At 73.0% G+C, this 12,170-nt stretch carries 6 protein-coding genes; 3 read left to right on the top strand and 3 right to left on the bottom strand.

Annotated features, from left to right (window positions below; genetic code table 11):
• Positions 1–20: 20 nt before the first annotated feature.
• On the bottom strand, positions 21–7,139 hold the full coding sequence (locus MKK64_RS14195) for a hypothetical protein (protein ID WP_243935540.1): 7,119 nt from the start codon (positions 7,137–7,139) through the stop codon (positions 21–23).
• 272 nt (positions 7,140–7,411) lie between these two features.
• On the opposite strand from MKK64_RS14195, the gene MKK64_RS14190 reads away from it, so the two are divergent.
• Positions 7,412–7,726, top strand: coding sequence for an Hpt domain-containing protein (locus MKK64_RS14190; RefSeq protein WP_243935539.1), 315 nt, complete (start codon positions 7,412–7,414; stop codon positions 7,724–7,726).
• 217 nt (positions 7,727–7,943) lie between these two features.
• Positions 7,944–8,264, top strand: coding sequence for a 2Fe-2S iron-sulfur cluster-binding protein (locus tag MKK64_RS14185; protein WP_147726980.1), 321 nt, complete (start codon positions 7,944–7,946; stop codon positions 8,262–8,264).
• A 10-nt stretch (positions 8,265–8,274) separates the two neighbouring features.
• On the opposite strand, the gene MKK64_RS14180 is transcribed toward MKK64_RS14185, so the two are convergent.
• Positions 8,275–9,450 carry a vWA domain-containing protein gene (locus MKK64_RS14180; RefSeq protein ID WP_243935538.1) on the bottom strand — a complete coding sequence of 392 codons (1,176 nt, stop codon included), beginning with the start codon at positions 9,448–9,450 and terminating at the stop codon, positions 8,275–8,277.
• A gap of 246 nt (positions 9,451–9,696) precedes the next feature.
• On the opposite strand from MKK64_RS14180, the gene MKK64_RS14175 reads away from it, so the two are divergent.
• Positions 9,697–10,113, top strand: a complete 417-nt coding sequence (locus tag MKK64_RS14175) for a hypothetical protein (protein ID WP_147726978.1) — start codon at positions 9,697–9,699, stop codon at positions 10,111–10,113.
• Between the two features lie 28 nt (positions 10,114–10,141).
• Here the strand turns inward: MKK64_RS14175 and MKK64_RS14170 are convergent, their stop codons facing one another.
• On the bottom strand, positions 10,142–11,986 hold the full coding sequence (locus MKK64_RS14170; RefSeq protein WP_147726977.1) for a cation:proton antiporter: 1,845 nt from the start codon (positions 11,984–11,986) through the stop codon (positions 10,142–10,144).
• Positions 11,987–12,170 lie beyond the last annotated feature (184 nt).

The raw sequence follows: 12,170 nt of genomic DNA, 5'->3' as shown, positions 1-12,170 counted from the left end.
CTTTTCGCGTCTGGCAGGCGTCAGGCGCCCTCGAACCGCCCGCTCGCATGGGCCAGCATCGTGTAGACCTTGCCGGTCTCGGAGGTCAGGTAGGCGTCGGCGCGGGCCGCGTCGCGGTCGTTGCGGGCCACGTCGCCGAGCAGGCGCTCGAACTCGCTGACGTAGCGGTCGACGGTGCGGTGGAACTCGGCGTCGGCACGGTAGCGGCGCTGCATCTCCAGGAAGGTCTGCTTGCCCTGCGGCGTGTAGATCTTGATGTCGAACAGGTTCGGCTCGCCGCGACGATAACGCTCCCACAGGTCGACCGCCGTGCGGTGGTCGATCATCCGCGCGATGTCGGCCGAGATCGTCTCCAGGGCGATCCGACCGGTCTCCACCGCGGCCTTCGACGTGCCCGGGGCAGGAACGGGGGGCTCGGCGACGCCGGCCTCGTCCTCGTCGTCGAGCGAGGCCCGCGTCAGCAGATCGGACAGCCAGCCGCGCTTGTCGCCGGAGGCCGGGCCTGCCGTCGGGCGGACCGGGGACGCGGGACGCGCGGCCGGGGTCTCGGCCCGTGCCGTCCCCACGGGCCGCGCCGGGGCGGCCGGGGCCGCCGGCCGGGCGGGAGCCGCCGAGGGAGGCGTCCGCGCCGCTGCCGGGGCGGAGGTCGCGGCCGCCGCCGGCTGCGCCGGAGCCGGGCGCGAAGCCGGAGCGGCACGACCGCCGGCCTCCGCCGTCCGCCGCTGCTCGGCCGCCTGCGGCTGAACCACGTCGACCGCACGGTTCGAGCGGGCGACGAGGGCCGAGAGCTCGTTCAGCGCCTTGATCTGATCGGAGACCACGCGCCGCATCTCGCCGGTGGCGTCCTGGGTCTCCTGCGGCAGCTCCAGCACGCCGCGGGCGAGGTCGGCGCGGGTGGCGTCGAGCTCGGTCCGGATCGCCCCGGCCATCTCGCGCATGCCGGCGACCGACTCGCCGAAGCGAGTCTGTGCCTCCGCGAAGACGGTGCGCATCTCGACCGAGGCGGCGGCGATGGCGGCGCGGACGGACTCGGCGGTCTTCTCGCCCTCCGCGTCGGCTCCAGTCCGGAGGCCGTCGAAGGCCTCCGAGACACGGGCGCCGGCGGCGCCGGCCGACTGCGTGAGGCTTTCGCCGACGGCGCGAGCGCGCTCCTCGGCGGCGCGCAGAGAACGCTCGATCGCCTCGGCGAAGGCCGCGGTCTGGCTCTCCAACGAAGCCGAGCGCTCCTGCAGGCCGGCCAGAGCCGTCTCCATCGCTTCCTCGCGGCCCGACAGGCTGGCGGCGAGCCGGCCCTCGACACCCTCGAGCGACCCGGCGGCGCGGCCGAGCTCGGCCACATGGGTGCGGGACTGCTCGGCCAGGGCGCGGCTGCGGCCGTCGAGGGCCTTGGCCAGGCTCGTGGCCTCGCGCACGGCCCCTTCGGCGACGCCGCGCAGGGCCTCGACCTGGGCCGAGACGCCCTCGCTCGCTGTCCCGGTCTGCGCCGCGACCTCCTGCAGCGCCTCCTGGATCTGCTGGACGCGGTTGGCGAGGCTGCCCTCGATCGCGCCGAGATTGGCATCGGCACCGGCGACGAGATCCATGAGGGCCGCGTTCGCCGCCTCGATCCGCGCGACCACGCTGCCGAGGTCGCGCCGCAGGCGGTCGTTGACCTCGGACAGGCCTGCGATGGAGCGGGCCGCACCGTTCTCGACCGCGGCGCGCAGCGCTTCGGCCGATTCGCGCGATTGCAGGGTCAGCGCCTCGGTGCGCTCGCGCAGCGCCTCGATCAGGGGCTCGCCGGTCTCGGCGAGCACCCGCTCGATCGCGGTGCCGCGCTCGGCCAGGGCGCCGGAGAGCTGCAGCACCGGTCCGTCGATCACCGCCCGCAGGCGGTCGATATGGCCCTTCATGGTGTCCGCGACCGTGCGGCCGGTCCCGTCGACGCGCTCGACCAGGGCGCCGCCGCCCTCCTCGATGCCGCGGACGATGGTCTCGGCGCTCTGCGCGAGGCGGCGTGCCAGGGCCTCGCCGCGGGAATCCACCAGCGTGCCGAGCGCGTCGGCGCGGCGTTCGAAGCCGGCGGACAGGGCCTCGGTCCGCTCGTCGAGCAGCGCCGCCATCGCGGCGTTGCGCTCGTCGAGGGTCGCCCCGAGCGCCGCCGTGTGGGCGTCGGCCAAAGCCGCGTGGCTGCGGGCGCGCTCGTCGAGCGCCGCCACGAGGGACGCCATCCGCTCCTCGACGAGGCCGGCGAAGGCGTCGTGGCGGTCGTCGAAGGCCGTGGCGAGCGCGTCGCCGCGCGAGGCCACCAGGGTGGCGAAGGTCTTCATCCGGCTGTCGATGCGCTGGGTGAAGGCCTCGCTGCGGCCATCGACGCTGACGGTGAGGGCCGTACCCTGCGCCTCGACGGTCTTGGCGAAGGCATCGGTCCGCGCCTGCAGCAGATCGGCGAGGTCGGCCATGCGGGCGTCGAAGGCCTCGGTGATTGCCCGGGTGCGGGCCTCGACGTCGCCGCCGAGGGCCGAGGTGCGGCTTTCGAGCAGGTGCTCGATCGTGCTGGTCGCCTCGTCGAAGAGGGCGCGCAGGCCGTCGGTGCGGGCCGCGACCATCCGGGCGAAGTGCTCGGCACGATCCTCGACGGCGCTGCCCAGCGCGTGGCCACTCTCGTCGAACAGGGAGCGCAGGGTCTGCGTCCGGGTGTCGACGGTCTCGGCCAGCTGCCGCCCGCGGCTCTCGACCAGGCCTTCGAGGGCGTCGTGCGCTTCGGCGAAGGCGGTGCGCAGGGCGGACGTGCGCTCGTCCAGCGCCTCGGTGAGCTGGCGCTCGCGGGCGTCAACGAGCTGCGCCAGCGCGGCCGGCGCCTCGTCGAACACCGCGCGCAGCGTCGCGACGCGGGCGTCCACGTTCGTGGCGAGATGATCGCCGCGGCCTTCGACCACCGCATCGAGGGCGGCATGCGCCTGCTCGAACAGGGCGCGCAGCATCTGCGCCCGGGCGTCCACGGTCTTGGCGAACTGTGTCCCGCGGCCGTCGACGAGGTCCGCCAGCGCATGCAGGCGCTCGTCGAACAGGGTTCCCATCGCCTGGGTCCGGTCGTCGAGGGTGCTCGTGGCGTGGCCGAGCGTGGTCGCGATGGTCTCGACCAGCTCGCGGCCGCGGCTGTCGAGGGCGTCGTGGAGCGGGCCCATGCGGCCGTCGAGGCTCGACGACAGGGTCGTGGCGTGCTCGTCGAGCAGGAGGCGGATCTGGTTTGTGCGGGCGTCGAGCAGGTCGTGGACCGTGCGCACGCCCTCGTCGAGCAGGCCGCTGATGTCCGAGGTGCGGGACGAGAGGGTGCGCCCGAGGCGCCCCTCGCCGTCGCCCAGCATGCGCTCCGCGTCGGCGATGGTCTGCTGCAGCTTGGCCAGCACGCTCTCGCCGCGCTGGTCGATGACCTCGCCGAGCGAGGTGCCGCCGCGGTCGAACAGGCGGGCCAGCTCGGTGATGCGGCCGCCGATGGCGCCGAACACCATGCGGCCCTTCTCGTCGAGCTCGTTCGACATCGCGGCGGTGCGCTCGTCGATGAGCTGGCCGAGCAGGTCCGAGCGCTCGGCGAAGGCGCGCCGTACCGTCTCGGTCTGGGTCGCGAGCGCCGCGTCGGCGCTGGTCGCCCGCTCCTCGATCAGGGCGACGAGTTCCTGGACGCGGCCGGCGAGCGCGACGTCGATGCCGCCGGTCCGCTCCTCGATCGCGCGGGTGAGGTCGGCGACGCGCGCGGCCATCGCCGCGTCGATGCCGCTGGTGCGGCTCTCGATCGTCTTCACGAGGTCGCGGGTCCGGCTGCCGAGTTCCTCGTCGACCGCGCGGGTGCGGCTCTCGATCAGGCGGATCGCCTCGAAGGCCTGGGCACCGAAGCGCTCGTCGACCAGGCGGCTGCGCTCTTCCAGCGCCGCGCCGATCGCCTCGAGGCGGCCGAGCACGCCGGTGTCGAACCGTCCGGCCCCCTCGTCGAGGCAGCGGGCGATCTCCTCGCTGCGGAGCGCGAGGGCGTCGCTGATGGCGACCGCGCGGGACGCGATGTCCTGGCCCAGGCCCTCGGTCCGGCTGTCCAGCGCCTGCACGAGGTCGCGGCTGCCCTCGGCCATGATCCGCGCCATCTCGCCGGTGCGGCCGACCAGGGCCTCGTTCAGCGCCGTCGCGCGGGTGCCGAGATGCCCGTCGATGTGGGTAACGAGGTTGGCAAAGGTCTCGCCGATCTCGCTGGAGCGCTTCGCCGAGCGCTCTTCCAGCGCGCCGAGATGGGTCTCGACCGCGTCCTGCGCGTCGCGGGTGCGTTCGGCGATGGATTCGGCGACCGCCTTGCCCTTCACGGAGATGATCCGGTCCATCTCGGCCAGGCTGCCGCCCATGGTCTCGCCGAGCGTGCTCGTGTCGCGGGAGATCTTGTCGGCGAGGATGTCGCCGCGGGCGATGATGTCCTGCAGGGCGGCGAGCCGGCTGCCGATGGTCTCGTCGATCGCCTTGACCCGCACGTCGGCGGTCTCGCCGAAGCTGGCGCCGCTCTGGTGGAGGGCGTCGGCGACGCGCGCGCCCTGCGTCGCGACCGCGAGGACGATGTCGCGTCCGGTCCCGGCGATCCGCGCCTGGGTCTCCTCGGCATGGCTGGCGAGGAGGTCGGTGACGCCGCGGCCGTGCTCGCCGAAGGCCGCCTCGATCGTGCGCATCCGGGCGGACAGCTCCTCGGCGACCTGATCGGCGGCGCGGGCGATGGCGCCTGTGGTCTCGTTCGAGCGCGTCGCGAATTCGGCGTTGAGCGAGCCCATCGCGGTGCGCAGGGCCTCGATCGCCGCCTCGGCGCGGCTGCCGAGCTCGCCCCCGGTCTCCTCCGAGGCGGCGCGGATCCGGCCGAGCAGGCCGGTCATGTGCGTCTCGACGGCACCCGTCACCTCGCCGGAGGTCGCGCGCAGCGCGTCCATCGCGGCGTCGACGCGGGCGGCCATCTCGGCGGTCTGGGTCGCGGTGGCGCCGTGCGCGGCGGTCGCCGCAAGGCCGATCGCCTCGGCGGCCTCGGCGCTGCGGGCCGCGAGGTCGGCGGCGGTGTCGGCCAGGCGACGCTCGAAGATCTGAACGGCCTCGACGGTGCGGGCCTCGAGCTCGCCGGTGGCGCCGGCGGCCGAGCGGCGCATCGCCTGCGCCGCCTCGGCACCGGTCGCGCCGATCGAGACCGTGGTCTCCTCCGCCGAGCGGCGGAAGCTGTCCACGGCCTCGGCGGTGCGCGCCGCGATCTCGGCCGAGAGGGTCGCGATGGTCTCGCGGAGCGAACCGGTGGCGCCCGAGGCGCCGTGGGCGAAGGTGTCGCCGAGGTTGGCGAAGGCGGCCTCCAGGCTGGAGGCGGCCTCCTGCGAGCGCTGGGCCACGAGGCTGCCGGCGCGCTCGCCCGCCGCGTCGAGGCGGGTCTCCAGGTCGCCGCCGTGGAGGGTGATGGTTTCGTGCAGGCGCCCGGCGATCGCCTCGATGCGGTCGGCGACGCCGCCGCCGCCGGTGGTGACCGCTTCCGCGACCCGCTCGGCGGTGCCGACAAGGTCGTCGCGGACGGCGGCGGCGCGCGACGCGAAGGTCTCGATGACCCCCGCGGCGGCGAGCGCCAGCCCGGCCTGGGCGTCGCGGCCGCGCGCCTCGATCGACGCGGCGACGCCGTCGCCGGCGGTCTCGATCTCGGTGCGGAGCGCGGCGCCGCGGCCGGCGATGTCTTCGGACAGGGCGGTGCCGGTGGCCGCGAAGTGCGCGCGCAGGGCGTCGCCGGTCTCGGCGAAGCGGGCGGTGATCTCGCCGCCGGTCTGGGTGAAGCGCTCGGCGAGCGCGTCGCCGCGGCTGAGGAACGTGGTCTCCAGGCTTCCCGCCGAGCGCTCGAAGCTCTCGCGCACCGTCGCGCCCTGGCGGTCGAGGGCGTCGATCACGCCGGCACCGGTCTCGGCGAGCGAGCGTGCGACTTGGCTGGCGTTCTCGGCCAGCCGCTCGGTCAGCGCGCCGCCGGTGCTCTCGAACACCCGGGTCACGTCGGCCGCGCGGGTCTCGAACGACCGCATCAGCGTCTCGCCGACCTCGGCGATCGAGCCGCGCACGCCTTCGCTGGTGGCGGCGAGCCGCGCGATCAGCTCGTCGCCGCGTCCCGACATCACGCCGACGACGCGGTCTCCGGCCTCGCCCAGCGACGTCGTGATGGCGTCGCCGCGCGCGTCGAGCGCGCCGGTGACGCGCTCGCCGGCGCCGGTCATCGCCGTGACGATGCGCTCGGCCGCGCCCTCCAGCTCCTGCGTCAGGCTCTGATGCGAGCCGGTGATCGCGCCACGCACGCGCTCGGCGTTGGCGACGATGGACTCGCGCTGCGCCACGAGCTCGTCGACCAGGGAGCGGATGCGGATCTCGTTGTCGGAATAGGCGCGTTCCAGGGTCGCGATCTCGCCGCGGACCAGGGTTTCAAGCTCGCCGGCCCGGGCCAGGGCCCGCTCGACGCCGTCGCCGACCGCCGCGACCTCGCGGCGGACGGTCTGCGACATCGTCAGCACCGCGTCGGTGGAGAAGCTCTCGGGCTCGGCCAGGCGGATCGCGACCTCTCCGACGGCGCGCGCCACGAGGCGCATCTCCTGGGCCCGCACGGCCAGCATGCCGGTGATCAGGAACAGCACCACCGGCCCGACCAGCGCGGCGGCGCCGACCGTGGCCTGCAGCGCGGTGAGGCCGGTCAGAAATCCCTTCAGGTCGCCGCCGGACTGGTTCCAGGCCAGCAGCGCGAGCCCGTTGACCCAGAGGAACGCCGCCAGCGCGGCCAGGATGTAGGGAGTCCGCGCCGGGCGCACGCGCAGCGTCTGCTGGAGGATTCCGATGTTGCGCCGGTCGTCGTTGGCCACCAGCGAGCGGTCGGGCGGAAGCAGGCCGCCTTCGCGATGCGCGCGCTCCCGGCCGGGCGGCGGCACGTCGGAGGCGAGCGGCGGATCGAGGTCGAGGCGCGGCGGGCTCAGGCGCCCGCCTTGCTCCTGCAGCGGGTCGCCGTCGCCTACATCGGGCAGGCGCGGCTCGGTCCGGGTCTCGGCCTCGGGCGTCAGGACCTCGAGGTTCAGCGCCTGCTCGATCGCAGAGAGCGCCGCCTCGGCCGGGTCCTTCAGCTTCTTTTCGGTGGCCATGCAACGCCTCGTTACGCGATCTCGCGACCGCCGGCGAGAGCCGGTGGCGGAGACACAACTACCCGTTTACCAAGTCAATTTAGACCCCGCCGGTCCCCCCGGATACCCGATCGGGGACCCCGCTTAGGAATTCCTTAACGGAATGGTTACCAAGGCGGAGCGGACCTGGCGGACAGGCCGCCAACCCATGATGCAGCAAGGATGATCCGGTGGCGACCGCTTTGCGGCGCGCCCTGTGGACAGCCGGGATGCAGATCCGAGGAAGCCCGACCGTGGACGCCATCGACCGTGCGCATCTCGACGCGCAGACGTTCGGAGACGCGGATCTGGCCGCCGAGCTCCTCGGCCTGTTCGCGGAGCAGTGCCTGCGGATCCTGCCGCGCCTGTCCGATGCGGCGCTGCCGGGGCAGGACCGTGCCGATCTCGCCCACACCCTGAAGGGCTCCGCCGCCTCGGTCGGCGCCGGGCGCGTGCGCGATCTCGCCGCCGCCGCCGAGTCGGCGCTGCGCGGGGGCGGCGACGGCGCAGACGCGGTGGCCGCCCTCGGACCGGCGGTCGCGGCCGTGCTCGCGGAGATCGCCGGCTGATCCTGAGCGGTCGACATCTGCGGCATAAGCGGTTCGGGTTGCAGGGGAGGGGAACACGCCGCGGCTTGCCGCGTAGCTTGCAGCGACAAACCCATCCCTCAGGTGTCCGCCGACGCGTCACAACGTTCGCGTGCTTGCAATCCGCGTCATGCCCCGCCAAGCAGGCCCGGCGCTCGCCGGACATTTGCCCGCCCGATCCACGAGCCCGGAGTTACGGATGCCCAAGATCACCTACGTCGATCATGCCGGAACGGCGAGGACCGTCGAGGGCAGCGTCGGCGCCACCGTCATGGAGACGGCGTTGCGCAACAACGTGCCGGGGATCGACGCGGAGTGCGGCGGCGCCTGCGCCTGCGCCACCTGCCACGTCTACGTGGCCGACGATTGGGCCGAGGCGGTCGGGCCGGCCGAGGACATGGAGCAGGACATGCTCGATTTCGCTTCCGACGTGAAGGCGACGTCCCGGCTCTCGTGCCAGATCCGCATCAAGCCCGAGTTCGACGGGCTCACGGTTACGACGCCGGCCCGCCAGGGCTGAGCGATCGGGTTCAACGCAGCAGCGCCCGCATCGCCCCGTCGAGGCCTTCCAGCGTCAGCGGGAACATGCGGTCGGAGAACAGCCGCCGCATCATCGCGATCGATTGCGTGTAGCCCCATTGCGGCGCCGGCACCGGGTTGAGCCACACCGCCTTCGGGAAGTGCGCGAGCACCCGCTGGACCCAGGCCGCGCCGGGCTCCTCGTTCGAGTGCTCCACCGATCCGCCGGGCGCCGCGATCTCGTAGGGGCTCATCGAGGCGTCGCCGACGAACACCACGCGGTAGTCCGACGGATAGGTGCGGATCACGTCGACGAGCGGCGTCGCCGCGTCGTGGCGGCGGCGGTTCTCGGTCCACACCGCCTCGTAGGGGCAGTTGTGGAAGTAGAAGTGCGCGAAGTGCTTGAACTCCGAGCGCGCGGCCGAGAACAGCTCCTCGACCTGCTCGACGTGCCAATCCATCGAGCCCCCGACGTCGAGAAACAGCAGCACCTTCACCGCGTTGCGCCGCTCCGGCCGCAGGCGCACGTCGATGTAGCCCTGGCGGGCGCTCTCGCGGATCGTGCCGTCGAGGTCGAGCTCGTCGGCCGCCCCGGTGCGGCCGAAGCGGCGCAGCCGCCGCAGGGCCAGCCGCATCGTGCGGGTCCCGAGCTCGACGGTGTCGTCGAGATCCTTGAACTCGCGCTTGTCCCAGACCTTCACCGCGCGGAAGTTGCGGTTGCCGTCCTGGCCGATGCGGATGCCCTCCGGGTTGTAGCCGTAGGCGCCGAGGGGCGAGGTGCCGCCGGTGCCGATCCACTTGGAGCCGCCCTGGTGGCGCTCCTTCTGCTCGGCGAGCCGCTGCTTCAGGGTCTCGAACAGCTTGTCCCAGCCGAGCGCCTTCATCTCCGCCTTTTCGGCATCGGTGAGGTACTTTTCGGCGAGCTTGCGCAGCCATTCCTCCGGAATCGCGGTTGGCGCCACAGCCTCGCCGACGGTTTCCAGGCCCTTGAAGACCGACCCGAACACCCGGTCGAACCGGTCGAGATGGCCCTCATCCTTCACCAGGGCCGTACGGGCGAGAAAGTAGAACTCCTCGACCCGCTTCTCGGCGAGGTCGCGCTCGAGCGCGCCCAGCAGGACCAGGTACTCGCGCAGGGAGACGGGGACGCGCGCCTCGCGCAGCGCGGTGAAGAACTGAAGCAGCATCGCTCGATAACGCGCCGCGGCGGGCAACGGGTCAAGCGCCGGTTGCGATCACCCGAAGGGCGGTGCGGCGGGACGATGGGCTCCGGCAGGCCAGGATTCCTGGGTACAAGTCCTCATTCCTGTTGATATCCCGTCGAGTCGGGCTCGCACGGTCACGCAAACAGTCATCGGAATCGATCATCTCGGATGCATCGAGTCCAGCCGGGCGTGGCGAGAGTCAACATGCCCGGAATCAGGAGGTCTGCGATGGCAGTCATCCTACGCAACATGTCCGAATTCAAGCGGTTTCTCGGGAAGCCGGGCGCGATGATTCAGGTCGTTCGCAACACCTTCATGGATCGCCAGCCCGAGGCGGCCCGCGCGGCCTACCGCGACAAGGGCATGTACCTGCCGCGCACGGTCCAGGCGATCTCGCGCAAGGCGGCGGTGTTCGCGCTGAAGGGGCATCCGGGAACGGTCTGGCTGTACTGGGACAAGGGCGCCCGCGGCTGGCGCTTCAACGGCGACACCGTGACGGTGCCGCTCTCGATGGGGCTGGGACCGCCCGACGAGATCGTCTACCGCTGCAGCTTCGCAGAGGGGCTCGAGCCGGCCCGCGCGGTCCGGGCGGCCAAGCCGGAGGCGCGCGACTGGCACGGCGAGGCGATGCCGAACCTGATCTGACCGCAGGCGCGCGGCGTCCGCGCCCGGCTCAGGCGCGCCGTACCACCGGAGCGGGCTCGTCCTTGGGAGGCGCCTCGCGCGGCGCCTCGTGCGCCTTGCCGACGGTGCGTCGCGCCCGGAAGACCGGGCGCGTATCGGTCTCCTTGCGCTTGAGCATCGCGCGGTACTCGTCGCGGCGCTCGTGGATCGAGGCGATGACGAGGCCCATCGGCACGCCGACATCCACCAGCACCGCCTCCGACAGCTGAAGCGAGGCCTCGATCGTCTCCGGCACCGCGTCGTCGACGCCGAGCTCGTAGAGCGCGGTCGCGTGCTTGGCGTCGCGGGCGCGCGCGACGATGGTCAGGTCCGCCCGCTCGGCGCGGGCGGCCATCACCACCGCCTCGACCGCGTGCGGGTTGTCGAGGGTCACCACCAGCGCCCGCGCGGTGGCGATGTCGCAGCGGCGCAGCAGCTCGGTGTTCGAGGAATCGCCGAAATAGACCGGCTTGCCGAGCCGGCGCTGCTCGGCGACGCGGGCGGCGTCCGCGTCGAGGGCGAGGTAGGGGATCTTGTGGCGGGCCAGCATCTCGCCGACCTGCCGACCGACCCGGCCGTAGCCGGCGACGATGACCCGGTCCTGCTGCTTGTCCGGCGGCGGGTCGGCCCGCACCCGCCCGGCCTGGTTCTTCGAGGCGCGCTTCCCGATCCGCCGGCCGAGCGCCGCGAGGCCCGGGATCATGATCATCGTCACGGTGGTGACGATCAGCGCCGCGCCCCCGACCGGCTCCGGCACCAGGCCGCCGGCCATCGCGCCGCCGATCAGCACGAAGGCGAACTCGCCGCCCGGCCCGAGCAGCATCGCGGTCTCCAGGGCGACGGCGCGGGAGAGCTTGAGCGCGGGCGCCGCCATCACCACGACCGCCGCCTTGATGAACAGCAGCGCGAAGGCGAGCCCGAGGATCGCGCCGGGCGCCGCCAGCAGCTGCGCGGGATCGAGGTTCATCCCCACGGAGACGAAGAACACCCCGAGCAGGAGCCCCTTGAACGGATCGATCGTGGCCTCGATCGCCCGGCGGTACTCGGTCTCGGCGAGCAGCAGCCCGGCGACGAAGGCGCCCAGCGTCATCGACAGGCCCGAGGCGGCCGCCGTCAGCGCGGTCGCGACGATGACGAGCAGGCAGGCCGCCATGAACAGCTCGGCCGACTTGGTGCGCGCCACGAGGTGGAACAGCGGCCGAAGCGCGAGGCGGCCGGCGACCACGATCAGCACCAGGGCGATCGCCGCCTGGGCGAGAGCCAGAGCCAGCGCGCCGCCCATGTCGGCGCCGTCGCTGCGGCCCGACACCGCGATCGCGAACAGGACCGGCGCCACGGCAAGGTCCTGGAACAGCAGCACCGCGAAGCTCGCGCGCCCGGCCGGCGTGTTGAGCCGCCGCTGCTCGGCCAGCACCGGCAGCACCACGGCGGTGGAGGACAGCGCCAGCGCGATGCCGACGATCACTGCGCCCGCCAGCGGGACCTTCAGCCCGAACAGGATCGACCCGATCACCAGGGCCGAGCAGATCACCTGGATCGAGCCGAGGCCGAAGACCAGGCGCCGCAGCGTGCGCAGCCGCTCCCAGGACAGCTCGACGCCGATCATGAACATCAGGAAGATCACGCCGAACTCGGCAAGATGCGCGATCTCGGTGCGGTTGCCGATCGTGAACAGCGAAACCCAGTGGAACTGGTCGGCGAAGCGACCGAGCCCGAACGGCCCGAGGAGCGCGCCGGCCCCGATGAAGCCCAGCACCGGGCTGATGCGCAGGCGATGGAACAGCGGCACCACCACGCCCGCGGTGACGAGGAACAGGATCGCTTCCTTGTAGGAGCCGGCATGGACGTCGGGCATCGGCGGTCGGTTCGAACCTCTTGGTCGGGTGGCGCTGCTTTGGGTCGCCGCGATCATGCGAGGTGGGCGCCGCGCGAGCAACCTCGAAACGCCGCCGCGGCGCGATTGGACGGCCGCCCCGCCCAAATTCGCGACTTCGAAGTGAGGCATTTGCGCCACCCCGGATGCGGTTCCGGTGGATGGC

The sequence above is a fragment of the Methylobacterium sp. E-025 genome (assembly GCF_022829705.1).
In the GTDB taxonomy this organism is placed as follows: domain Bacteria; phylum Pseudomonadota; class Alphaproteobacteria; order Rhizobiales; family Beijerinckiaceae; genus Methylobacterium.
Note: the sequence above shows the minus strand (reverse complement) of the source record. Positions and strands in the feature narration are given on the sequence as shown.

What these genes read in the sequence shown, in the direction of transcription:
- MKK64_RS14185 (WP_147726980.1), top strand. Translation starts at nt 7,944, where the DNA reads ATGCCCAAGATCACCTACGTCGATCATGCCGGAACGGCGAGGACCGTC.
- MKK64_RS14170 (WP_147726977.1), bottom strand. Translation starts at nt 11,986, where the DNA reads ATGCCCGACGTCCATGCCGGCTCCTACAAGGAAGCGATCCTGTTCCTC.
- MKK64_RS14195 (WP_243935540.1), bottom strand. Translation starts at nt 7,139, where the DNA reads ATGGCCACCGAAAAGAAGCTGAAGGACCCGGCCGAGGCGGCGCTCTCT.
- MKK64_RS14175 (WP_147726978.1), top strand. Translation starts at nt 9,697, where the DNA reads ATGGCAGTCATCCTACGCAACATGTCCGAATTCAAGCGGTTTCTCGGG.
- MKK64_RS14180 (WP_243935538.1), bottom strand. Translation starts at nt 9,450, where the DNA reads ATGCTGCTTCAGTTCTTCACCGCGCTGCGCGAGGCGCGCGTCCCCGTC.